Genomic DNA, 22,886 nt, shown 5'->3' on the forward strand with positions numbered 1-22,886 from the left:
CTGCGCTCGGCTCTCACGCCCGCTGAGCCGGGGCCTCCAGCCGCGTCGGCGGCAGGAACTCCCGCACCTGGGTCCGGTGCCAGCAGGCGCCCGTCTCCCGCAGTTCCCGCCAGGTCGTGTACCGGTAGCGGTACAGCCGGGCCCGTACGAACCGGGGCGGGCTGTCCGCCGGGAAGGGGGACCGGCGCAGCAGCCGCAAAGTGTCCCGGTCGTTCTCCAGCAGTCGTTCCATCAGCCCGCCGAACCATGAACCGGCGTAGGCCGGGGAGAGCGCCACGAACCACATCAGCCAGTCGAGCCTCAAGTGGTACGGGGCGAACTGGAGCGGCCAGCGCCGGGGATCGCCCGGCTTGCCCTTGAACTCGTACTCCCGCCAGTCGGCGTCCGCACGCGGCACCTCCTCCGCAGTGCCCTCGACGACCACCTCGTACCGGACCCGGCTCACGCTGCCGAACGCACCGTAGGTGTTCACCAGGTGCAGGGGGTCGAAGGAGCGGTTCATGACCTGTGCGCGGGAGATCAGGTTGCGGGCCGGGCGATAGCTGAGGACGAGCAGACCTGCGGCCACGGCGAGCACCACGATCTGGTACCAGAGGGGGGCGCCCGTGGGCCCACGGCTCTCCCCGTAGTCGACGACCGACAGCGCGATCACGATCGTGAGCCAGTTCAGCCAGGCGAAGTTGCCGGACAGCACGAGCCACAGCTGGGTGACGATCATCAGGGACGCGGCGGCCGTCGCGATCGGCTGCGGTGCGAAGAGGAAGACGGGGACGACGAGTTGGGTGAAGTGGTTGGCCGCCACCTCCGCCCGGTGGAAGGGCCGCGGCAGATGGTGGAAGAACCAGCTGAGGGGGCCCGGCATCGGCTGGGTCTCGTGGTGGTAGTCCAGACACGTCAGCCTGCGCCAGCATTCGTCACCGCGCATCTTGATCAGCCCCGCCCCGAACTCCAGCCGGAACAGCACCCAGCGCAGCAGGAACAGCACCACGATCGGCGGCGCCACCTCGTCGTTGCCGAGGAAGACCGCGAGGAACCCCACCTCCAGCAGCAGTGACTCCCAGCCGAACCCGTACCAGGTCTGGCCGACGTTGACGATCGAGAGGTACAGGACCCAGGGCACCAGCCACATCAACATCGCCCCCCACAGCGGCACATGGGAGTCGAGCCCCGCGACCAGGGCCAGCGACACCGCACATCCCGTCCAGGCGCAGACCGCGAAGAACCGGTCCGAGTAGTGGAACTGGAACAGGCTCGGGGCCCGCCGGAACGGCACGTGCCTGACGAACCGGGGGATCGGCAGCATCCCGCGCTCCCCGAGCAGCGCCCGGAACTGCAGGGCCGCCGACAGGAAGGCGAACAGGTACACGACGGCCAGTGCCCGCTGGAAGACCAGTCTGCCGATCCAGTACTCGGGAGCGGTGAACCACTGCACGGACACCCTCCTTCCTGGGGCTCGGTTCGCCCCCGGGGGCGCTTGCGCCGGTGCCGAGGAGCCCTTTCGGCTCGCTCGCCGTGCCATTGTGGCTGCGGGTACCCGCTCAGGCGCGCTGTGCGCTTCACCGGATGTGCCCGCTGGGGAGGGACGGGTTCGTACTTCTGCTCGCTTCGAGTACTCTCATCCGCACCCCGGAGGACCACTTCGGCGGATAAGCGTACGCTCAGTCGAACAGGACTCGAATAATCGGACAGTTACTGGCAAGGTGGCCCCATGGTTGATCGGGGAGCGAGCGCCCTGTCACTCCCGGACGACTGGCCCGCCCACCCGGATCCGATCCTGGCGCTCAATCTGATGGGCAGCTTCGACTGGGATCTCGACACCGGGGTGTTTCTGATGGACGCCCAGGCCCACGAGGTCTTCGACCTGCGCCCGGACGAATACGACGGCGACCCCAGGACGCTCACCTCACGTGTGCCCCCGGTCGAGGGCCGCCGTCTCGACACGTTCGTCGCCCAGGCACTGAAGGACGGCAGCGAGAACTACGGTGCCTACTTCCGCATCCGGCTGCGTGACGGGACCCTGCGCTGGACCCACACCCAGGGCTACATCCAGCGCGACGAAACCGGGCGGCCCCGCCGTGTCATCGGCATCGTCCGCGACGCCACCCAGGAGCTCAGCGACAACCGCGCCCGCCGGGAACAGGCCGACCAGGACGCCGACCGGGACCGGCAGACCAGCATCGTGCAGATGATCACGGCGGCGCTCGCCCACGCCCACACCGTCATCGACGTCATCGACGTCCTCAAGGACACCCAGGGCATCACCCACCTCGGCGCCGCCAGCCTGGTCATGGGCCTGGTGGAGGCCGGCCGCATCCGGCTGGTCGCCGAGGGACCCGCGGGCAGCTTCGTGCCCGGCACCCGGATCACCGGGATCGACGAGAACTACCCGATGAGCGAGGCAGTACGCACCCTCGCGCCGCGTTTCATCGAGTCGCCGGAGGACTTCGCCGCGTCGTACCCGCTGCTGTGGCCCCACATCACCGATCTGAAGATCACCTCGGCCGCGTACCTCCCACTGATCGTGCAGGCCCGCCCCATCGGCGCCATCGGCCTGCTCTACAGCGACCGGCGCGGCTTCACCGCCGACGAACGCAACGTCCTCGTGGCGCTCGGCAGCAGCATCGCGCAGAGCCTGCAGCGGGCGATGTTCTACGAGCAGGAGAAGGACCTGGCGCAGGGCCTGCAGCAGGCCATGCTGCCGCGCAGCATCCCCGACGTACCGGGCGCCGACATCGCGGTCCGCTACCGCGCCGCCTCGCCCGGCGGCTCACCGGGCCGGGACATCGGCGGCGACTGGTACGACGTGATCCCCCTGCCCGGCGGAAGAGTCGGCGCGGTGATCGGCGACGTCCAGGGACACGACACCCGGGCGGCGGCCGTCATGGGCCAGCTGCGGATCGTGCTGCGCGCGTACGCCGCCGAAGGGCACACCCCCGCCACGGTGATGGCACGCGCCTCGGTCTTCCTCCACGAACTCGACACCGCGCGCTTCGCGACCTGCCTGTACGCGGAGGTCGACCCGGCCACCGGAGTGGTCCAGCTGGTGCGGGCGGGGCACAACGACCCGATGCTGCGCGCCAAGGACGGCACCTGCCGTCGGGTGAGCGTCGAGGGCGGGCTGCCGCTCGGGCTGTCCGCCGAGTTCGGACACATCGAGTACCCGGTCACCACCGTCGAACTCGATACCGGCGACACACTGGTGATGTGCACCGACGGCCTCGTCGAGCGGCCCGGCGTCGACGTCGACGCCGGCCTGCGGTGGCTGGGAGCGCTGATCGAGTCGGGCCCCGAGGACGTGTGTGAGCTCGCCGACCGGCTCATCGACGCGGCCGAGGAACGGGGCGGGCAGGACGACGTGGCGCTGCTGCTCCTGCGCCGCCGGGCGAGTGCCGCGGCGGACGGCGGGCGCCTGAGACAGCATGTCGCCCAGGGCGACGCGGGCGCGCTCAGCGCCGCCCGCCACATGATCCGCACCGCGGTCCGCACCTGGGGCGTCCGCGACCGCACCGACGAGGTCGAACTCGTCGCCGACGAACTGATCACCAATGCCCTCCTGCACACCGAGGGCGCCGCCGTGATCACCCTGCGCGTCCTGACAGGCAGCGCGCGCCGTCTGCGCATCGAGGTCGAGGACACCTCCAGCGCCCTGCCCAGACGCCGGGAGGCGGGCGAGCAGGGGGTGTCTGGCCGGGGGCTGCTCCTGGTGGATCAGCTCACCGACATCTGGGGCGTGGAACCGCGCGGAGGCGGCAAGGTGGTCTGGTGCGAGTTCGAGGTGCCGGAGGGGGCCCGGGGCCGGGCTGAGCAGGGGGAGTGGTAGGGCTGGCTGAGCGGCTGCGGGTCGTGGGGCTCGTGTTGAGCATCGTGAGTCGTAGGGCTGGCTGAGCGGCTGGGGGACGCGGGGCTCGTGTTGAGATGCGGGAGCCTGGGGCTGGTCTGAGCAGCGGGAGTGCGTGGCCGGGCTGAGCAGCGGGAGACGCGGGCGGTTGCGGGTGGCACTCTGGACGCATGCCGGAACTGCCCGAGGTCGAGGCGCTGAAGGACTTCCTCACTGAGCACCTCGTCGGCCGCGAGATCGTACGGGTGCTGCCCGTCGCCATCAGCGTCCTCAAGACATACGACCCGCCCCTCACCGCCCTCGAGGGCAGTGAGGTGTCCGCGGTGCACCGGCACGGCAAGTTCCTGGACCTGACCGCCGGAGACCTCCACCTGGTGACGCATCTGGCCCGCGCGGGCTGGCTGCACTGGCGGGACCGGCTGCCCGACGGCGCGCCCCGCCCCGGCAAGGGCCCGCTGGCGCTGCGGGTCGCCCTGGAGACCGGGGAGGGCTTCGACCTCACCGAGGCGGGCACCCAGAAGCGGCTCGCGGTGTACGTCGTACACGACCCCTCCGACGTCCCTGGCATCGCCCGCCTCGGCCCCGACCCGCTCTCCGACGACTTCGACGCGGCGGCCCTCGCCCGGCTCCTGGCGGGCGAGCGACGGCAGCTCAAGGGCGCGCTGCGCGACCAGGCCCTGATCGCGGGGGTGGGCAACGCCTACAGTGACGAGATCCTGCACGCGGCGCGGATGTCGCCCTTCAAACTCGCCGCGTCCCTCACGGACGACGAGACCCGGCGCCTGTACGAGGCTTTGCGCGCAACACTCACCGAGGCCGTCGAACGCTCCCGGGGTGTGGCGGCGGGGCGGCTGAAGACGGAGAAGAAGAGCGGTCTGCGGGTCCACGGCCGCACCGGCGAGCCCTGCCCGGTGTGCGGCGACACCATCCGCGAGGTCTCCTTCAGCGACTCCTCGCTCCAGTACTGCCCGACCTGCCAGACGGGCGGCAAGCCGCTCGCGGACCGGAGGATGTCGCGCCTGCTGAAGTAGCGCCCGGCAGGCAACCCGGCAGGCAGCTCGGCTTCGGGCGCCCGGCAGGCAGCCCGGCAGGGGAGGGTCAGCGCACCAGTTCGGCGGCCAGCAGGTCCATCAGGAGTCCGTCGTGCCAGCTGCCGTCCGCGCCGCGCTCGTAGCTGCGCATGATGCCCACCGGCCGGAACCCGACCTTCGTGTAGCAGCGGATCGCCGCCGCGTTGCCGGCCGCCGGGTCGATGACCAGACGGTGGTAGCCGTGGTCGTCGACGAGGTGGCGGGCGAGAGTGCGCACGGTGTCGGCTCCCAGGCCGCGGCCGTGCACCGCCGGGTCCAGGAACACATCGATGCCGGCGTGCCGGTAGTCCGGGTCCTCCTCGGCGTACCACTGGGCCATGCCGATGATCCGGTCCTGGTACCGGACGGTCAGCGGATGGATGCCGGGGTCCTGAAGGTCGGCCACGATGTCCGCTTCGAGATCGTCCCCACCCCGCCACCAGGCACGTACTTCGGGAGTGGCGCGGATGGCGGCCAGTGCGGAGACGTCCTCGACGGTGGTGGGGAGGAGGACCACCAAGGCGCCGCGCAGCACTGTCATGACGCGAAACAGTACGCGGTGGTGCTGTCTCCGCAGGGGCCGGCAGGTGTCCGGGGGAGAACGCACCTGCCTGCCCCTGCGCATGACGCCCGCCCGGGAGAGGATGTGGACAAGGCGGGCACCACGGGACCTCGCGGTCCACTCACTCCAGCGAAACAGGGGGCCGAGGTGTCACCTCGGGCGCCACGGAAATGCGGGAGAGGGCTCAGCGTGACTTGAGCGTCACCAGTTTCTCGCCGTCCGCCGTGCGGACCTCGAAGCGGGCGATCTCGCTGGGGTGGGCCGCCGCGCCGCCCTGCATGGCGGTCGCTTCGCCGCTTCCCCCGGACCCGACCCAGGACATCACGGTCTGCTCGGAGCCGTCCTTGGTGACCGCGACGAGATGGCAGGCCCGGCGGCCGGTGGGGTCCTTGATGGTGAAGTCGACCTGGCTGCCCCAGGCACGGTTCAGCGTCGTCACCTTGGCGGAGACGCCCGACCGGGCGTCGCTCGCCTGGAGCCGCATCCCGTCGGTCCCGCCCCCGCTGAACACGGCGATGACGGGGCCGCCCGCGGCGAACACGACCGCCGCGGCCACCGCGACCAGCCAGCGCCTGCGCCCGGTGCGGCGCATCGCGGCCACATCGCGCAGGAGCTGGTCCAGCATCCCCGGGCGGGGCGCGGCGAACGGGTCGACCGAGTCCGGAGTCGAGTCCGCGTAGGCCTTCAGTACATGTGTGGTGGGACGGAGTTCATGGAACTGTGCCACGCACCGGGGGCAGTCCATGAGATGGTCTTCGAAGCGGAATGCGTCCGCCCGGTCCAACACGCCGAGCGCGTAGGCGCCGACATCGCGATGGCGTTCCAGGGGCGTCATGCCGAATCCTCATACCGGTGGTGGGGGTGGGTTTTTTCTTCTTGCCCACCCGTACGCACCAGACAGTCGAATCACTCAAGAACCGGCCGCAAAAGAACCAGCGGAAGATTACCAGTCGATAACGGGAATCGTCAGAAAAGGTGAATGGCCAGGTGGCCGAGGGGGAGTCCGAGCCGCCAGGCCGGCGTCCACACCTTCGGGCCGTCGTCCTCTCCGGGGATCGACCCGCCGCCCGGTACGGCGTCCAGATCCGGCGCCAGCAACTCCGTCTCCTCCAGCCACCGCCACGCGGCCTCCGCCAGCTGCAGATCCGGATCGGGGGTGCCCGATTCCCGCACGTCGGCGGCGAGCTTCGCCATCCGCTCGGCCACCCAGTCCTGCCACCTCTGGTCGTACGCGGTCAGCGACAGCCAGGTCTCCAGCTGGGTGACCACCCGGATTCCGGAGAGCTCACCGCTGGTGTCGGACAGGAAAATGGTCAGTGCCAGGGCGTCGCGCCCCGCGCGGAACTCGAAGGACGTCGGCGGCATCAGGTCGCCCGTCCGCAGCAGCTCGTCGGCGATGTACTCGGCGTACAACCACGCCATCGGGACGGTCAGTTCCCCTCCGCCTGCGCCGTCCGTGCTCTCTTGGCCTCTGTGCAGCATCCCTTCCTGCCTCCTCCGGTGCGTGCGCTTCGCCGGCCCCGGTGCCCCGGTTGGAACACGGATAGGGACTAGCCGACCCTCAACCGGGTTGCTCAGCAAGGCGCTTTACGAAGGATTTGCCGATCCTTCGGTTTCACCGCAGGTCGGACGCGTATCCCGGAAGAACCCGGCGCAGGGCGCGCAGCGCGTAGTACGCGCGAGACTTCACCGTACCGGGCGGAATTCCCAGGGCCTTGGCGGCTTCCGCCACACTCGCACCCCGGAAATACACCTGCACCAGTACTTCACGGTGTTCGGGAGTGAGTGTCTTCACAGCTTCCCGTACGTCGAGCATTGCGGCCGAACGTTCGGCGTGATCCGCACACACCCGGGCGTTCTCCAGGACCGCGTCGCCCACCTCGGCGGGCCGGGCCTGCCGCGCCCGGCGCGCGTCGATGGCCAGGCGCCGGCCGACGGTCAGCAGCCAGGGGCGCACGGAGTCGTAGTCGGCGCTCAGTGCCTCGGGGTGCTGCCAGGCACGTACGAAGGTCTCCTGCACGAGGTCCTCGGCGCGCTGCCGGTCGCCGTCGCTCAACCGCAGCATGAGGGCGAAGAGCGGGCGGCCGTGCTCGCGCTGGAGTGCGGCGAGCTCGTGCTCGCAGGTGGTGGCACCGCGGGTACGGGTGCGGGTGGGTGCGGCCGTCATGGCCGTATGGCAACGCGTCGTGCGGCGTCGGTACAGGGCAAGGACAGAGGTCTGCGACGGGCGGTTGCCAGGAGTCGACGAACGGTGCGACGAGCGGTCGGCGGCCGTTACCCGGAAGCCGCGGTTCTCCGAAGCTGCTGCTCCCGGAGGGTGCCGTTCCCGGGGAAGGCCGTTTCCGGAGGATGCGGTTTCCGGAGTGGCCGTTTCCGGAGGTGCGCGTTTCCGGAGGTGGCCGTTTTCCGAAGGCTGCCGTTTCCGGAAGGGGGCGTTTCCGGAGGCTGCCGCCGACGGAGTCCGCCTCAGGTGTTCGCCCTCGTCTTCAGGTGTTCACCCTCGTCATCGGATGCCGGACGGCCCGGCGTGCCTCGTGCTCAGGGCACCACCGTGACCGGCCAGCGCCCCGCCTTGACCAAGCGGATCGCGACCGATCCCACGATCCGGTGCCCGGCCTGTTCGGAGGCGCCCACCACCACCGCGTCCGCCTTCAGTTCGTCCGCGGCCTTCACCAGGCCGACGTACGGGTCACCGCGGAACGTATGGAACTCCCACCGCACCTGGAAGATGTCCTTGTCCTTCTCGGTGGCTTCCCGGATCTGCCGGATGAGATCCTCGGCGATCGCGTCGGTCGTCTCGGCCACCGGCGCGCCCAGCGCCGCGCCCGCCGCCATCACCGGCTGCACGTACACCAGCGCCAGCAGCGCGTGCTGGCGCCGGGCGAGTCCCGCGGCGTAGGCGGCGGCCCGCAACGAGGAGTCGGAGCCGTCCACCCCGACCACGATGACCTTGGGCCCGTCCGTACCCCGCTCGAACCGCTCGGCATGCCGTTCCGTCACGCCCCGAGGCTATCGGAGTACCGGACGGGACCCGAGCGGACCCCACTGCCCCCACCGCCCCCCGGAAACTCGGAGCTCTAAGGGGGCCTTGCACTATGAGCGTCCGATGAGGTCGCGTGGTCTGGTGCCGTGCATCGCAAGGCGCCGGAGAGCCCTGGATGGGGGTGCCCCCTGCTCGAGCGGAGCCGAGAGCTTGGGGGAGGAGCTACCTGGGCTTTTCGGCAACGCGGCGATGGGGGTGCCCCCTGCTCGAGCGCAGCCGAGAGCTTGGGGGAGCGGTGCCAGGCCGCGCGACCCGGGCGGGCATAGTGCAAGGACCCCTAAGTCGCACGGACGACCCACACTGCTCCCAACGGGTGGTCTCATACCCCCGCCCCGGTGTCATCGAGCTCGTCGGCCCAGGAATCGGGCGACTGATGACCTATGACCCAGGATCAGTTGACCCAGGATCAGCTCCTGTCGCGCCGTCGCGTGTTGCAGGTCGGCACCGCGGTGGTGGGCGCGGCCACCGTGGCCCAACTGTTCACGGACCGGCCCGGCGCCGCCCCCTCCGCCGCACCGGCCCGCCCCGCCCCCGGCCCCCGGGGCAGCGGACCGCTGAGGCCCTCCAGCTACCGGCTGCAACCCATCACGGGCTACGGGCCCCAGCGGGCCGAAAGAGGCCGGTCCGTCGTACGGAGCCGGCCGTTCCTGAGGCTGGACGGGCGCCACCGCAGCATGGTGCTCACCTTCGACGACGGTCCCGACCCGCGCTACACCCCGGACGTCCTGAGGATCCTGCGGCAGTACGGCGTACGCGCCATGTTCTTCGTGTGCGGCGGGATGGCGCAGGAGAACACCGAACTGCTGCGCGAGATGGCTTACGACGGTCACGTCGTCGGCAACCACACCTGGTCCCATCCCCTGCTGACCCGGCTCTCCCGTTCCCAGATCCGCTCGGAACTGGAACGCACCAGCGATGTTGTGCTGAGGGCGTCCGGTCAGTGGCCCGGATGGTTCCGCGCCCCCTACGGAGCCTGGAACCGCGACGCCTACGAGATCGGCGCCGAACTCGGAATGGAACCGCTCGCCTGGTCCGTGGACACCCTCGACTGGAGGTCTCCCGGCCCCCGCGCCATCGTCGACCGTGTCACGGGTGGGGCGGCGCCCGGTGCCATCGTCCTCGCGCACGACGCGGGCGGCGACCGCTCAGGGAGCGTCCAGGCGCTGCGTGACTATCTACCGCGACTGCTGCGCTCCGGTTACCGCCTGACCGTCCCGCGCCGTTCCTCGGCGTAGGGCGGTCCGTCGTGGGAGGGCTCAGCCGCGGGAGCCCTCAGCGGACCTCGACCAGGCGGGCGAAGACGACGACGTTTCCCGTGTAGCCGCCCTGCTTGGAGAAGGCACCTCCGCAGGTGATGACCCGTAGTTCGGGGACGCCGGTGTCACCGTAGACGCGGTTGCCCGGGAAGTTGTGCTTGTCGAACACCTCGATGCCGTAGACCTCGAACACCGGGGTCTTGCCGTCCCGGCGCGGCACCTCGACACGGCTTCCCTTCTTCAACGCGCCGAGCCCGTAGAAGACGGCGGGTCCCTGCTGGTTGTCGACATGACCGACGACGACCGCCGTGCCCTTCTCGCCGGGCGTCACCGCGCCCGTGAACCAGCCGGCCAGATTCGGGTCCTCCGGTGGCGGGGCGTCCACCCAGCCCTCCAGGTCGAGACCCACGGGCATGGCGGGCGCGTCGACGTTGATGGCCGGGATTCTCACGCGGTCGACCTCGGAGTACGGCAACGGGTCCGGGGTGTCCGTGCCGGGTGCCCGGGCGGCGGTACGGCTGTCCGCGGCGGCCTGTGCGGCGGGCTGCGGCGGGCCTTCGCCGAACTCCCCCGAACCGTTGCGGATCAGCGCGAGGCCGGTCAGCAGAACGAGCGCCGTCACGCCCCAGGGCGCACGCCTCCGCCTCGGCTCTTCCGCTGCTGGCTGGGACCACAGCAATCGCAGGTCCCCACTGACATGGCTGTCACCCCATCCGTCGCGCATATCCGAACGCTAAGCGCAGGACTTGCGCTCGGCGACGAGGGTGAGCGCGAACGGGTGGCCCGTCCGGCGGTGCCGTGCGCCATCCGAGTTCGCCGTGACCAGGAAATTTCTGATGGTCCGTGACCTGCATCAATATCCGATTGTGTGCTTTTTTCCGGGCGTGTCTGCTCACCGGGACGGACCATTCCCGACATGCGGCGTGGCGCGCGGCATCTGAGGGTCTGTGCAGGAGGTGCTTACTCGCCGATCCACCGGGGACGGTTCCCGGGGCGCCTTCCGCGGAGGTTGACATGCGTAGATCACGTGCCCTGGCGGCCGGAGCCGCCGTCGCGGCGGTCGCCGTCGGGCTCGCCGCTCCGACCGCCACGGCCTGGGACAATCCGAGCAACATCACCGCCACGCCCAGTGTTGTCGCACCCGGCGGCCGGATGACCGTCACGGTGGACGGCAGTTCCTGCCAGCGACCGGGCAGCACGGTCGAGTCCCCGGTCTTCCCGCGGACCCGTCTGACCTCCCTCGGTGGCAACACGGCCCGCGCGACCGTCACCGTCGACCACAACGCGCATGCGGGCTCGTACGGCATCACGGCCCGGTGCGGCGACGGCAAGACGCTCACCCGGTCCGACGCCTTCAGTGTGGTCGGCGGTGTGCGCGGGGGCATCGGCGGCAGCAGCACGTCCGGTGCCACGGCCACCGACATCGCCATCGGCGGCGGCCTCGTGACCCTCGCTGTCATCGGCGGTGGAGTCTTCTGGATGCGCCGGCGCTCGGAAAGCAGGGCCTGAGCCCCCTCCGGCCGCCGAACGCGACCGGGGCCCGGTGCTCCGGTGCGGCTGCGGTCCAGTGCGGCCGGGTCTCGTCGGTCCGCTCTCGTCCGGTCCGGGTCCGCCCGATGCGGCCGGTTCTCACCGCTCCGGTCTCGTCCGCTCTCGTCCGGTCCGGGCTAATCCGGTCTATCTGGTTCGATCCGGTGCGGTCTGGTGTGATCTGCTCCGGTCCTGGTCCGCTCGGTGCGGCCGTTCGGGGGCCTGCTCCTCGGCCGCTGCCCGCCGGGCCCTGCTCCGCGGACCCACAGCGGTCCGCGGAGCAGGGCCCGGCCATGGTCACGACCCCTTGGCTCCGGGGAACAGCGTCAGGAACGGCTCCGCCGACGCCGCGATGCCGCGGCTGTAGGGCGCGTCGAAGTCCCAGATGAGGAAGAGCAGGAACGCGATCAGCGCTGAGAAGAGGCCGGCGAGGACCAGCTCGCGTGCCGTGCGGCGGATCTGCAGGGCGAAGACCATCCCGATGGTGACCAGCGCTCCGGTGATCAGTCCGAACCACACGACGCCCGGCATGGTCGCCTCGGCGGAGTCGGCGCGCGCGTTGCGTGCCGCGTCGGCCGCGGCGAGCTGGTCGAGGATCGGCTGGTAGGCCTGCGCCTCGAAGTCCGTCCTCGGCTGGTAGTCGGTCACCTCCGCCCGCACCTCGCCCAGCAGTTCGGCCCCGCGGTCGGTCAGCCCGCCCTGGTCCGCCATCACCCGCCATTCCTCGCCGACGACATGACCCACGTAGGCGCCCACGTCCGCGCGGATCCGGTCGCGGACCTCGGCCGGATAGACCCGGACCCGCTCCGAGATCTCGTGCAGCGCCTGCGCCTCCGCCTGTACGTGGTTCTGGGCGGCGCCACGGGCCTCCCATACGCCGGCGATGGCGAGCCCGAGCACGATGGCGTACACCACGCCGATCATCATCGTCATGTACTCGATCACGTCCGGAGTCTCGGACGGATCGTCGTCCTCACCGACAGCGCGATGCCGTACGAGGGTGACGGCGAGCACGACGAGACAGGCGGCCGCCATCGCGAGGGCGAGAACAAGCCATTCCGACAAGAGTTCCTCCAGAGGGTCAGCGCGGACGCAGCGCGGCGACGGCGAGCACCGCGGGCGCGGTGACGAGCAGGGTGAGTGAGACCAGCGAAGGGCCGCTGCGCGGCGGTGCCTTGCGCGGCGCCGGGCGGTACGGCGGATAACTCGCCGTGGCCGGCGAGGCAGTCGGGCGCACCGTCGGCTCGGGTTTCGGCGCCGGCTTCGGGGCGGGCGGCGGAGGCACGGGCCGCGGTTGCTCGGGGGCGGGCCGCGGCGGCGCCGGAGCGGGTGGCGGCGGCGGTGGCGGCGCCGGTTTCGGTGGCGGTGTGGGCTTCGGCGGTGGAGTGGGTTTCGGCTGGGGTTCGGTGGGGCTCGGCGGCGGCTTCGGCTCGGGCGGCGGGGGGCTCGGCGGCGGTTCCGGACTGGGGCAGGGCGGCGGGGGCGGCGGGGGAGTCGGCGTGGGAGTGCACCAGGTGCTGCTCCCGGCGACCGCCACCGCGTGCACACCCGGGCCGACGGAGGCATAGGCGCACGAGTCGGCCGACGCCTGGCCGACGGGTGCGCCGACGGCCAGCCACACCGGCGTCAGCAGCGCCAACACCCGCATGACGAGGGCGAATCGGGTCCGTTGAGGTCCATGCACGACGAAGATCATGGTCCGCGCCGGGCCCGCTCACGCCGGGCTCATGGGGGATTGCCCCGAACGGGTGAGACGGGCGCTCCCGGCGCTTGACGGTGCGGAGCCCCGCGTTCCTTATCTCGCGCACATACGTGCGGGTGGATGCTCGGAAGTGGTGCCACAGGTTTCCCAAAGAATTTTTTGAGCTCGTTGAACACTCTGGCCACTTCCGCTCGTACCTAGGGCCATGAAACGGCGCGCTGAGGCGCGCTACCAACGCCCTAGCAACACCCAAGCGGATAGCGGGAGTTAACAATGCAGCGTCAATCAGGGGGCTTCCCCCGTGCATGGCGGAGCGCCTCACTCGTAGCGTCGGCTGCGGCCGTGCTGACGCTGACAACGGCTTGCGGATCGGACAATGCGAACACCGGAAGCCAGAACGTGGGCGCGGCCGGTGCGGCCGCCGCGGGGGGTTACGCGACTCCGTCCACCCCCGCCACCGCGCCCGCCGGTGCCGGGGCCGGTAATGGTTATGGGCAGGCGTCGCAGAGCAACGCCAAGGCGGGTGGCCAGCTGGCGATTTCCGAGAATGCCGAACTCGGCCAGATTCTCACCGACAGCACCGGAAAGACGCTCTACCGTTTCGACAACGACACCGCCGAGCCGCCGAAGTCCAACTGTGACGGTGACTGCGCCACCGCATGGCCGCCGGTTCTGGCCGACGGCACCACGGCCCCCGCGGGTGTGGACAAGTCCCTGGTCGGTTCCGTCACCCGCTCCGACGGCACCAAGCAGCTGACCATCGACGGCTGGCCGGCCTACTACTTCGCCAAGGACACCAAGCCCGGCGACACCAACGGCCAGGGCGTGAAGGGTACTTGGTACGCGCTGTCGCCCGAGGGCAAGAAGGCGACCGGGGGTGCCGGCGGGGGTGCGGCCGAGCCCGCTGATCTGCCTGGTCTGTCCACCCGTAAGGACCCCGAGCTGGGCGAGATCGTCATCGACAAGAACGGTAAGACGGTCTACCGCTTCTTGAAGGACTCGCAGTGGCCGATGGCGACCAAGTGCACTGGTGCCTGCCTGGAGAAGTGGCCCGTCGTCGCCCCCGTCGACGAGAAGGACACCAAGGGAATCGATCTGCAGGGGTCCACGCCCAACCAGGGCTACGTGGTCTTCAATCGTCCGGACGGCATCAAGCAGCAGAGCATCGACTGCGTGCCGATCTACACCTTCGCCCAGGACAAGAAGCCCGGCGACACCAACGGCCAGGGCGTGGGCGGCACCTGGTACGCCATCCGCCCCGACGGCAGTGCGGTCGGCGCGCCGAAGTAGGGATCACCACCCGGACAGCAGTACAGCGCGCGAACCACAGGTCCACCCCCTCTGCCGCACGGAGGGGGTGGACCGCTTTGTCGTCCCCAGGTGTCCCCGTTTCCCGCGCGTCCCCGTTTCGCGCGTTCTCGTTCCCCGTGCGTCCCCGTCCCCGCGGTGTCCCCGTCCCCGCGGTGTCCCCGTCCCCAGTGAGTGCCCGTCCCCCGCGGTGTCCCCGTCCCCGAGGCGGCCCCGGGGCGTCCGTGGGGGTCCGTGGGGCGTCCGTGGAGGCCGGTCCTTCGGTGCTCGACGGCCCGTCCCGACTCGGCTCCTCCGAGGGCCGGTCGGGACACTGCGTGACCATGGGCGGTCCCTTGCTGTGCTTACGGGCGATTTCTGGGGCGCTCTCCGTGCGCACCTGTCCCACCGTCAACTTGTCATGTGCCAAAGGCATTCAACGAAAAACGGATGGTCAATTTCCGTTTCCTCTCGCCCCTTTGGCGGACGATCAGTAGCCTCAGCTCGAACACCGGATCGCCTACGTCTTGGAGGGCAGGATGGAGCGTCCCGCCTGGGCTCCACACGGCATCGACATCACGATGCCGAGCGTGTCCCGTATCTACGACTTCTACCTGGGCGGTTCGTACAACTTCGAGGTCGACCGGGAGGCGGCCCGCAAGGCCATGGAGTTCATGCCGGGACTCCCCAAGATCATGCAGGCGAATCGTGCCTTCATGCGCCGAGCGGTGCGCTTCGCCCTCGGCCGGGGCGTCACCCAGTTCATCGACATAGGCTCCGGCATCCCCACCTTCGGCAACGTCCACGACGTCGCCCAGAGCGGGGCGTCCGGCGCCCGCGTGGTGTACGTGGACCACGACCCGGTGGCCGTGGCACACAGCCAGGCCGTACTGGCGGGCAACGAGAACGCGGACGTGGTCGCCGCCGACCTGCGGGCGCCCCGGGAAATCCTGAACAGCCCTCAGGTCCAGCAACTCATCGACCTGAACCGGCCGGTCGCCCTCCTCCTGGTTGCCATACTTCACTTCGTGGAGGACGCGGACGACCCGTACGGTGCGGTGGCCGAGCTGCGGGACGCCCTGGCGCCCGGCAGCCTGCTCGTCGTCACCCACGCGTCCTACGAGGGGATTCCGGTCCCCGCCGAGCAGGCCGAAGGAGCGGTCGACGTCTACCGGAACACTCGCAGCCCACTGATCATGCGCACGCGCGAACAGATCGCGCGGTTCTTCGAGGGGTACGACATGGTGGAACCCGGCCTCGTGCCGATGCCGCACTGGCGGCCGGAGACGGCTCCGGAAGACGAGGATCCGTATGCCTTCTCCGGTTTCGCGGGCGTGGGGCGTACGGCGTGACCGCGGAGCCGGACGGACCGGAGGACAGACTGCGCAGGTTCGCGACCATCTGGAGCCGGGCGGTGTTCCCGGTGACCTCGACGTCGCTGACCAGGCCCGAGTTCGAGCAGCAACTGCTCCCGCTGGCCAGGCGGTTGAGCGACGCGCTGCACGCGAGGACCCATGACGCCGCCGAGGGGCAGGCGGTCGGCGCCGCGCTCGTCGCGACCCACTGCACCGACCCCGAGGCGCTCAGCCGCACGCTCGACTGCGTCGACGCCTATCTGGTGCTCTACTGCGGCGGGGACGGCCCCCAGGAGGCACTGCGCACCCGCTCGGCGCGGCTCCAGCACGCCATGGCCGCCGGGTTCGCCCAGGCGCTGCGTGAACGGACCCTGACCGAGCAGGAGTCCATCTCGCGGGCCGCGCTGAACGCCCGCAGCGCCGTCGCCGACGCCCTGCACGCCAGCGAGGCACGGTTCCGGGCGGTGTTCGAGGGCGCGGCCATCGGCATCTGCATGGCCGACCTCGAAGGCAACATACTGCAGGTGAACCGAGCCATGCTCCGTATGTTCGGTGGCTCCGAGCAGCACGTGCGGGGCAAGAAGGTCGTCGAGTGGACCCACCCCGAGGACGCGCCGCACGTATGGCGGCTGTACGAGGAACTGGTCCGCGGCGACCGCGAGCACTTCCACGTGGAGAAGGCGTTCTCCCGGCCCGACGGCACCGCACTGTGGACCAACCTGTCGGTCTCGCTGCTGCGGGACGCCGACGGCCAACCGCAGTACCAGCTCGCGCTCATGGAGGACACCACCGAGCGCCGACTGCTCAATCTGCGGCTGCGCTACGAGGCGACGCACGACGCGCTCACCGGTCTGCCCAACCGGACGCTGTTCTTCGAGCGGCTGGAGAAGGCGCTGTCGGCGGGCGAGGGCAGCCGCTTCGGGCTGTGCTACCTCGACCTCGACGGCTTCAAGACCATCAACGACAGCCTCGGACACTCGGCCGGCGACCGGCTGCTCGTCGAGGTCGCCGACCGGCTCCAGGCCTGCACCACCGCGCCCGGCGAGATGGTGGCCCGGCTCGGCGGTGACGAGTTCGTGGCGCTGACCACGGGACCGGACACGCAGACCGAGGTCGACGAACTCGCCGGACGCATCATGAGCGCCCTCGCCGCCCCGATCCGGATCGACGGCCGGGAACTGACCGTGCGCGGCAGCATCGGCGTCGTGGAGGGCCCGGTGGGCGAGCGGAGCCCCGCCGAGGTGCTTCGCAGCGCCGACATCACGATGTACCGGGCCAAGTCCGCGGGCGGCAACCGCTTCGAGCTCGCCGACCCCGAGGCCGACGCCCGCGCCATCACCCGGCACGGGCTCACCACCGCGCTGCCCACGGCGCTCGACCGGGGTGAGTTCTTCATCGAGTACCAGCCGCTGGTGCACCTCGGTGACGGCAGCGTTCGCGGTGCGGAGGCGCTCGTGCGCTGGCTGCACCCGCAGCACGGTGTGCTCAGCCCCGACCGGTTCATCCCGCTGGCCGAGCACACCGGGCTGATCGTGCCGCTCGGCCGCTGGGTCCTGGAACAGTCCGTGCGCCAGGCCGTTGCCTGGCAGGAGCGGCACGGCGGCGAGGAAGCGGCCGGTCCCCCGCGCATCAACGTCAACCTCTCGCCCTGCCAGCTCGCCCACCCCGGGCTGGTCTCCGACACGGTCGAGATCCTGGAACGCGCGGGACTGGAACCTCAGGTGCTCTGCCTGGAAGTCACCGAGTCCGCTTTGATCGGCGCGGACGACGAAGTACTCAAACCACTGCGGCGCCTGGCCGACATGGGCGTGGACATCGCGCTCGACGACTTCGGCACGGGCTACTCGAACCTGGCGAACCTGCGCCGGTTGCCGGTGAGCATCGTCAAACTGGACCGTTCCTTCACCCGTGGGATGCAGCAGTATCCGGCCGACCCCGTCGACCTGAAGATCGTCGAAGGGATCGTGTCCCTCGCCCACAGCCTCGACCTGACGGTCACGGTGGAGGGCGTGGAGACGGGCGCTCAGGCGGAGCAGCTGCGGGTCCTGGGCTGCGACACGGCCCAGGGCTGGTACTACGCCCGTCCCGGCCCGCCGGAGCGCTTGCACGAGCTGGCGTTGGTCGACGCGACGGGATGACCGGGGCCGGGGGGTGGGTCTCCTCGCCCCCGCCGCCCCTACCCTTCCCATCCCAGGGGCTGCCGCCCCTGCAACCCCGCTCCTGGGGCCGGCGCCCCGGCCCGGCTTGTGAGGGCTGTTGCCTGTGTGCGGCCCGGCTTGTGGGGCTGCCGCCCCTGCGACCCCGCTTTTGGGGCTGCCGCCCCAGCCCGGTTCCTCGGGCTGCCGCCCCGTCGACCCACTCCTGGGGATGGTGCCCCGGCCGCGGCTTGTGGGGCTGCTGCCCTGCGGACCGGCTTGTGGAGCTGGCGCCCCGGCCCCGGCTTGTGGAGCTGCTGCCCTTGCGACCCCGGCTCGTGGGGCTGGCGCCCCGGCCCGGCTCCCGGGGCTGCCGCCCCGTCGACCCACTCCTGGGGCTGCCGCCCCAGCCCTCTCCCATGGCTGTCGCCCCAGCCCCGCCCCGATATCGGCCGCCGCATGCCTCAACCGCCGGCCAGGCTGGATATCGTCGGCCGGGGCGCCGAGGCAGGTGCGCCCCTTCAGGGGCGCGGGGAACTGCGCGACCAGCCGCTCGCAGCCCGCGCCTGGTCCGCGGGCCCCGCCCCGGCAGGGCATCGGCCAATGATGGTGCGGTAGGCACATCCAATCCGGGGGGCGTCCCGGGATTGGCGGGGGACAGGGCGCGCAGCCCCCTGCGGCGGTGAGCGCAGCACACCTCACCGCTCCAACAGCATCCGCTGGAGTTCCCTGGCGGCCCGTGGCGGAGCCACATCGCTGCGGTGGGCCAGCGCGATCGTCCGGTGCAGGCCGGGGCTGGCGAGAGGGGTGACCCGGAGGCCGCGTCCCGACCGGGTCGCCACCATCCGCGGCACCACCGCCACCCCCAGCCCCGCCCGGACGAAACCGAGCACCGCGTCCATCTCCCCGCCCTCCACCGCGAAGGCCGGCTCGAACCCCGCGGAGCGGCACGCGGCCACGGTCAGTTCCCGCAGGTCGTAGCCGTGCCGGAACATCACGAGACGCTCGCCCTCCAGATCGGCGACGCGGACCGTACGCCGGCCCCCTCCCGGTCTCGGCTCATCCGGTGAGGACACCACCACCAGGTCCTCCCGCAGCACCTCCAGCGTGGTCAGCGCGGGCGACGGGGTGGGCAGCGGCAGGACCACCAGGGCGAGGTCGAGCGCCCCGCGGGCGAGTTCCCGTACGAGATCGTGCGAACCGCCCTCCTCGATCATCAGCCGGATACCGGGGTAGCGGTCGTGGAAGGCGCGCAGCACGTCCGGCAGCAGGCCCGTGCACAGACTCGGTGTCGCGCCGAGCCGGACCCGTCCGCTGCGCAGCTGGGCCAGCTCCTGCACCTCCTGCCGGGCGGTGTCCGCGTCCGCGAGGATCCGGCGGGCCAGCGGCAGCAGAGCCTCACCGGCGTCCGTGAGGGTGATGTTCCCCCGTGCCCGCCTGAACAGTTCCGCCCCCAACTCCCGCTCCAGCGCCTTGATCTGCTGCGACAGCGACGGTTGCGCGACATGCATCAGATCGGCGGCCCGGGTGAAATGCCGGGTCTCGGCTACCGCCACGAAGTACTGAAGCTGGTGGAACTGCACATTCCCACCATAGGACATGGCTATGGAATCGAGCCGTGCCATGTCTTGGACCGATCGGTGAGTCCGGATCTACCGTCTGGACCCATGGCTCTGGCAACGCGGACGGACCGAAAACCGTCCATGGCACGCACCGTGTGGGACTCGTCCGTCGGCAAGAAGACAGTGATGGCCGTCAGCGGTCTGGTCATGCTGGCGTACCTGGTCGTCCATATGCTGGGCAACCTCAAGATCTTTTTCGGGGCGGGGGAGTTCGACCACTACGCCCACTGGCTGCGCACCATCGGTGAACCCTTCATGCACTACGAGTGGACGCTCTGGGTCGTCCGCGTCGTGCTCGTGGCCGCCGTCGTGGCGCACGCCGTGTCCGCGTACCAGCTCAGCCGCCGCGACATCAAGGCGCGCCCCAGCAAGTACGTCCACAAGAAGCCGCGGACGAGCTACGCCACGCGCACCATGCGCTGGGGCGGGATCATCCTCGGCCTGTTCATCGTCTGGCACATCCTGGACCTGACCACCGGCACCGTGCACCCCGGCGGTTTCCAGTCCGGCCACCCGTACCAGAACGTGATCGACACCTTCTCCACCTGGTACGGCAACGCCGTCTACATCGTCGCGATGCTCGCGCTCGGCCTGCACGTCCGGCACGGGTTCTGGAGCGCCGCGCAGACACTCGGCGTCGGAAGCCGCACCCGCGACCGCGCCCTCAAGGCCACCGCCAACCTGCTCGCGCTGGTGCTGACGGTGGGCTTCATCTCCGTACCCGTCGGCGTCATGACCGGAGTGGTGAGCTGACATGACTGCTACCGCCGCATACCCCGAGCACCCCGAATACGCGAACTACACGACCGGGGAACCCGTCGTCGACGGCAAGGCGCCCAAGGGCCCGATCAGCGAGCGCTGGGACACCCGCCGTTTCGAGGCCAAGCTGGTCAACCCCGCCAACCGCCGCAAGCACACGGTGATCGTCGTCGGCACCGGGCTCGCGGGCGGCTCCGCCGGCGCCACGCTCGCCGAACAGGGCTACCACGTCGTGCAGTTCTGCTACCAGGACTCCCCGCGCCGCGCCCACTCGATCGCGGCGCAGGGCGGCATCAACGCCGCCAAGAACTACCGCAACGACGGCGACTCCATCCACCGGCTGTTCTACGACACCGTCAAGGGCGGCGACTTCCGCGCGCGGGAGTCGAACGTCCACCGGCTCGCGCAGATCTCGGTCGAGATCATCGACCAGTGCGTGGCACAGGGCGTGCCCTTCGCCCGCGAGTACGGCGGTCTGCTCGACACCCGCTCCTTCGGCGGCGTCCAGGTCTCCCGCACCTTCTACGCCCGCGGCCAGACGGGCCAGCAACTGCTGCTCGGCGCCTACCAGGCGCTGTCGCGGCAGATCGCGGCCGGCAACATCGAGATGCATCCGCGCACCGAGATGCTCGACCTGATCGTCATCGACGGCCGGGCGCGCGGCATCGTCGCCCGGGACCTGATCACCGGCGGGATCAGCACCTACTTCGCGGACGCGGTCGTCCTCGCGTCCGGCGGCTACGGCAACGTCTTCTACCTGTCGACGAACGCCATGAACTCCAACGCCACGGCGATCTGGCGGGCGCACCGGCGCGGCGCGTACTTCGCCAACCCCTGCTTCACCCAGATCCACCCCACCTGCATCCCGCGCACCGGCGACCACCAGTCCAAGCTCACCCTGATGAGTGAGTCGCTGCGCAACGACGGACGCATCTGGGTGCCGAAGGCGAAGGGCGACAACCGTCCGCCGAACCAGATCCCCGAGGACGAGCGCGACTACTACCTGGAACGCATCTACCCCTCCTTCGGCAACCTGGTGCCCCGCGACATCGCCTCCCGCGCCGCGAAGAACGTCTGCGACGAGGGCAGGGGAGTGGGACCGGGCGGGCAGGGCGTCTACCTCGACTTCGCCGACGCCATCAAGCGCATGGGCCGGGGAGCCGTCGAGGCCAAGTACGGCAACCTCTTCGACATGTACCAGAGGATCACGGACGAGGACCCGTACGAGGTGCCGATGCGCATCTACCCCGCCGTGCACTACACGATGGGCGGCCTCTGGGTCGACTACGACCTGCAGACCACCATCCCGGGCCTGTTCGCGATCGGCGAGGCCAACTTCTCCGACCACGGCGCCAACCGCCTCGGCGCGTCCGCGCTGATGCAGGGCCTCGCCGACGGCTACTTCGTCCTGCCGTCCACCATCAACGACTACCTCGCCCGCAACCCCCACCACGACGAGATCACCGACCAGCACCCCGTCGTCCAGGAGGTGCTGGCCGACACCGAGGACCGGCTCAACCTGCTCCTCGCCGTCGACGGCGACCGCACGCCGGACTCCTTCCACCGCGAACTCGGTGAACTCATGTGGGAGTTCTGCGGCATGGCCCGCACCGACGCCGGACTGCGCAAGGCGCTCGAGCGCATCCCGCAGATCCGTGAGGAGTTCTGGCGCCGGATCAAGGTCCCCGGCACCGGTGAGGAGTTCAACCAGTCGCTGGAGAAGGCCAACCGCATCGTCGACTACCTGGAGCTCGCCGAGCTGATGTGCCTCGACGCGCTGCACCGCGCCGAGTCCTGCGGCGGCCACTTCCGCGAGGAGTCACAGACCCCGGACGGCGAGGCGGAACGCAAGGACGACGAGTTTTCGTACGCCGCCGCCTGGGAGTTCACCGACACCGGCGCCGCTCCCGTCCTCCACAAGGAAGACCTGGTCTTCGAGTACGTCCACCCCACGCAACGGAGTTACGCGTGAAACTCACCCTGCGCGTCTGGCGGCAGAAGAACGCCGACGCCGAAGGCGCCATGTCCACGTACGAGGTGGACGGCATCTCGAAGGACATGTCGTTCCTGGAGATGCTCGACACCCTCAACGAGGAACTCATCCTCAAGGGCGAGGACCCGGTCGCCTTCGACCACGACTGCCGCGAGGGCATCTGCGGCGCCTGCTCGCTCGTCATCAACGGCGACGCGCACGGCCCCGAACGCACCACCACCTGCCAGCTGCACATGCGGTCCTTCCAGGACGGCGACACGATCGACGTCGAGCCGTGGCGGGCCTCCGCCTTCCCGGTCGTGAAGGACCTGGTCGTGGACCGGTCGGCCTTCGACCGGATCATCCAGGCCGGCGGATACATCACCGCGCCCACCGGCGCCGCGCCCGAGGCCCACGCCACACCCGTGCCGAGGCCGGACGCCGACTTCGCCTTCGAACACGCGGAGTGCATCGGGTGCGGGGCGTGTGTGGCCGCCTGCCCGAACGGCGCGGCCATGCTGTTCACCTCCGCGAAGATCAACCACCTCAACGTGCTGCCGCAGGGGGCTCCCGAGCGGGAGAGCCGGGTGCTGGACATGGTGGCGCAGATGGACGAGGAGGGATTCGGCGGGTGCACCCTCACCGGTGAGTGCGCGACCGCCTGCCCCAAGGGGATCCCGTTGATGTCCATCACCGGCATGAACAAGGAGTGGTTGCGGGCCACCCGAAAGGCGGGCAAGAAGTAAGCCGTACGC

General features: G+C 70.4%; 20 protein-coding genes. 11 read left to right on the forward strand and 9 right to left on the reverse strand.

From position 1 onward, the window contains the following. Nucleotides 1-13: 13 nt before the first annotated feature. Nucleotides 14-1,432, reverse strand: coding sequence for a lipase maturation factor family protein (locus EF387_RS35415; RefSeq protein WP_128380699.1), 1,419 nt, complete (start codon nt 1,430-1,432; stop codon nt 14-16). Nucleotides 1,433-1,708: 276 nt separating this feature from the next. Between EF387_RS35415 and EF387_RS35420 the strand changes: the two genes are divergently transcribed. Together EF387_RS35420 and EF387_RS35425 are read left to right on the forward strand one after the other, a co-directional pair. Then, complete coding sequence (locus EF387_RS35420) at nt 1,709-3,820, forward strand: SpoIIE family protein phosphatase (protein ID WP_128380700.1); 2,112 nt, start codon at nt 1,709-1,711, stop codon at nt 3,818-3,820. Between the two features lie 188 nt (nt 3,821-4,008). Then, nucleotides 4,009-4,869: an Fpg/Nei family DNA glycosylase gene (locus tag EF387_RS35425; protein WP_128380701.1), complete on the forward strand. Its 861-nt coding sequence runs from the start codon at nt 4,009-4,011 to the stop codon at nt 4,867-4,869. A gap of 67 nt (nt 4,870-4,936) precedes the next feature. Here EF387_RS35425 and EF387_RS35430 read toward each other — a convergent pair whose 3' ends face one another. The 5 genes from EF387_RS35430 to EF387_RS35450 form a co-directional block, all read right to left on the reverse strand. Beyond that, on the reverse strand, nt 4,937-5,449 hold the full coding sequence (locus tag EF387_RS35430; protein WP_128380702.1) for a GNAT family N-acetyltransferase: 513 nt from the start codon (nt 5,447-5,449) through the stop codon (nt 4,937-4,939). A 205-nt stretch (nt 5,450-5,654) separates the two neighbouring features. Further along, a complete protein-coding gene (locus tag EF387_RS35435; protein ID WP_128380703.1) occupies nt 5,655-6,305 on the reverse strand; it encodes an anti-sigma factor family protein in 651 nt (216 codons plus the stop codon). A gap of 131 nt (nt 6,306-6,436) precedes the next feature. After that, nucleotides 6,437-6,952, reverse strand: a complete 516-nt coding sequence (locus EF387_RS35440; protein WP_128380704.1) for a hypothetical protein — start codon at nt 6,950-6,952, stop codon at nt 6,437-6,439. Nucleotides 6,953-7,085: 133 nt separating this feature from the next. After that, a complete protein-coding gene (locus tag EF387_RS35445) occupies nt 7,086-7,637 on the reverse strand; it encodes a sigma-70 family RNA polymerase sigma factor (protein ID WP_128380705.1) in 552 nt (183 codons plus the stop codon). A gap of 371 nt (nt 7,638-8,008) precedes the next feature. Beyond that, nucleotides 8,009-8,470 (reverse strand): universal stress protein, encoded by a 462-nt coding sequence (locus tag EF387_RS35450; protein ID WP_128380706.1) that lies wholly within the window; start codon nt 8,468-8,470, stop codon nt 8,009-8,011. A 423-nt stretch (nt 8,471-8,893) separates the two neighbouring features. On the opposite strand from EF387_RS35450, the gene EF387_RS35455 reads away from it, so the two are divergent. Next, nucleotides 8,894-9,748 (forward strand): polysaccharide deacetylase family protein, encoded by an 855-nt coding sequence (locus EF387_RS35455; protein ID WP_202918468.1) that lies wholly within the window; start codon nt 8,894-8,896, stop codon nt 9,746-9,748. A gap of 37 nt (nt 9,749-9,785) precedes the next feature. On the opposite strand, the gene EF387_RS35460 is transcribed toward EF387_RS35455, so the two are convergent. Further along, nucleotides 9,786-10,493, reverse strand: coding sequence for a class F sortase (locus EF387_RS35460; RefSeq protein WP_162467263.1), 708 nt, complete (start codon nt 10,491-10,493; stop codon nt 9,786-9,788). Between the two features lie 290 nt (nt 10,494-10,783). On the opposite strand from EF387_RS35460, the gene EF387_RS35465 reads away from it, so the two are divergent. Further along, on the forward strand, nt 10,784-11,278 hold the full coding sequence (locus EF387_RS35465) for a hypothetical protein (RefSeq protein WP_128380707.1): 495 nt from the start codon (nt 10,784-10,786) through the stop codon (nt 11,276-11,278). 318 nt (nt 11,279-11,596) lie between these two features. Here EF387_RS35465 and EF387_RS35470 read toward each other — a convergent pair whose 3' ends face one another. Continuing rightward, complete coding sequence (locus EF387_RS35470; RefSeq protein ID WP_128380708.1) at nt 11,597-12,364, reverse strand: bestrophin-like domain; 768 nt, start codon at nt 12,362-12,364, stop codon at nt 11,597-11,599. Between the two features lie 146 nt (nt 12,365-12,510). Between EF387_RS35470 and EF387_RS35475 the strand changes: the two genes are divergently transcribed. The 4 genes from EF387_RS35475 (at nt 12,511) to EF387_RS35490 (ending at nt 17,781) form a co-directional block, all read left to right on the forward strand. Next, entirely contained in the window at nt 12,511-12,867 is a 357-nt protein-coding gene (locus tag EF387_RS35475; RefSeq protein ID WP_128380709.1) for a hypothetical protein, read from the forward strand. A gap of 407 nt (nt 12,868-13,274) precedes the next feature. Beyond that, entirely contained in the window at nt 13,275-14,291 is a 1,017-nt protein-coding gene (locus tag EF387_RS35480) for an SCO0930 family lipoprotein (protein WP_128380710.1), read from the forward strand. A gap of 536 nt (nt 14,292-14,827) precedes the next feature. Next, nucleotides 14,828-15,640 (forward strand): SAM-dependent methyltransferase, encoded by an 813-nt coding sequence (locus EF387_RS35485; RefSeq protein ID WP_128380711.1) that lies wholly within the window; start codon nt 14,828-14,830, stop codon nt 15,638-15,640. After that, nucleotides 15,637-17,781, forward strand: a complete 2,145-nt coding sequence (locus EF387_RS35490; RefSeq protein ID WP_128380712.1) for a putative bifunctional diguanylate cyclase/phosphodiesterase — start codon at nt 15,637-15,639, stop codon at nt 17,779-17,781. The genes EF387_RS35485 and EF387_RS35490 overlap by 4 nt, the downstream gene beginning before the upstream one ends. A gap of 695 nt (nt 17,782-18,476) precedes the next feature. Here the strand turns inward: EF387_RS35490 and EF387_RS35495 are convergent. Then, a complete protein-coding gene (locus EF387_RS35495) occupies nt 18,477-19,361 on the reverse strand; it encodes a LysR family transcriptional regulator (protein WP_128380713.1) in 885 nt (294 codons plus the stop codon). 120 nt (nt 19,362-19,481) lie between these two features. Here EF387_RS35495 and EF387_RS35500 point away from each other — a divergent pair, with 120 nt between their 5' ends. The 3 genes from EF387_RS35500 to EF387_RS35510 are packed head-to-tail and all read left to right on the forward strand — an operon-like array spanning nt 19,482 to nt 22,877. Further along, on the forward strand, nt 19,482-20,153 hold the full coding sequence (locus EF387_RS35500) for a succinate dehydrogenase (RefSeq protein WP_128380759.1): 672 nt from the start codon (nt 19,482-19,484) through the stop codon (nt 20,151-20,153). Between the two features lies 1 nt (nt 20,154). Continuing rightward, nucleotides 20,155-22,131, forward strand: a complete 1,977-nt coding sequence (locus EF387_RS35505; protein WP_128380714.1) for a fumarate reductase/succinate dehydrogenase flavoprotein subunit — start codon at nt 20,155-20,157, stop codon at nt 22,129-22,131. Next, nucleotides 22,128-22,877: a succinate dehydrogenase/fumarate reductase iron-sulfur subunit gene (locus tag EF387_RS35510; RefSeq protein ID WP_128380715.1), complete on the forward strand. Its 750-nt coding sequence runs from the start codon at nt 22,128-22,130 to the stop codon at nt 22,875-22,877. Before EF387_RS35505 ends, EF387_RS35510 begins: the two co-directional genes overlap by 4 nt. Nucleotides 22,878-22,886 lie beyond the last annotated feature (9 nt).

This window comes from Streptomyces cavernae, from assembly GCF_004023625.1.
Taxonomy (GTDB): Bacteria; Actinomycetota; Actinomycetes; order Streptomycetales; family Streptomycetaceae; genus Streptomyces; species Streptomyces cavernae.

Coding starts and splice junctions, on each gene's coding strand:
- EF387_RS35420 (WP_128380700.1), top strand. CDS start 1,709: ATGGTTGATCGGGGAGCGAGCGCCCTGTCACTCCCGGACGACTGGCCC.
- EF387_RS35425 (WP_128380701.1), top strand. CDS start 4,009: ATGCCGGAACTGCCCGAGGTCGAGGCGCTGAAGGACTTCCTCACTGAG.
- EF387_RS35430 (WP_128380702.1), bottom strand. CDS start 5,449: ATGACAGTGCTGCGCGGCGCCTTGGTGGTCCTCCTCCCCACCACCGTC.
- EF387_RS35435 (WP_128380703.1), bottom strand. CDS start 6,305: ATGACGCCCCTGGAACGCCATCGCGATGTCGGCGCCTACGCGCTCGGC.
- EF387_RS35440 (WP_128380704.1), bottom strand. CDS start 6,952: ATGCTGCACAGAGGCCAAGAGAGCACGGACGGCGCAGGCGGAGGGGAA.
- EF387_RS35445 (WP_128380705.1), bottom strand. CDS start 7,637: ATGACGGCCGCACCCACCCGCACCCGTACCCGCGGTGCCACCACCTGC.
- EF387_RS35455 (WP_202918468.1), top strand. CDS start 8,894: ATGACCCAGGATCAGTTGACCCAGGATCAGCTCCTGTCGCGCCGTCGC.
- EF387_RS35460 (WP_162467263.1), bottom strand. CDS start 10,493: ATGCGCGACGGATGGGGTGACAGCCATGTCAGTGGGGACCTGCGATTG.
- EF387_RS35465 (WP_128380707.1), top strand. CDS start 10,784: ATGCGTAGATCACGTGCCCTGGCGGCCGGAGCCGCCGTCGCGGCGGTC.
- EF387_RS35480 (WP_128380710.1), top strand. CDS start 13,275: ATGCAGCGTCAATCAGGGGGCTTCCCCCGTGCATGGCGGAGCGCCTCA.
- EF387_RS35485 (WP_128380711.1), top strand. CDS start 14,828: ATGGAGCGTCCCGCCTGGGCTCCACACGGCATCGACATCACGATGCCG.
- EF387_RS35500 (WP_128380759.1), top strand. CDS start 19,482: ATGGCACGCACCGTGTGGGACTCGTCCGTCGGCAAGAAGACAGTGATG.
- EF387_RS35505 (WP_128380714.1), top strand. CDS start 20,155: ATGACTGCTACCGCCGCATACCCCGAGCACCCCGAATACGCGAACTAC.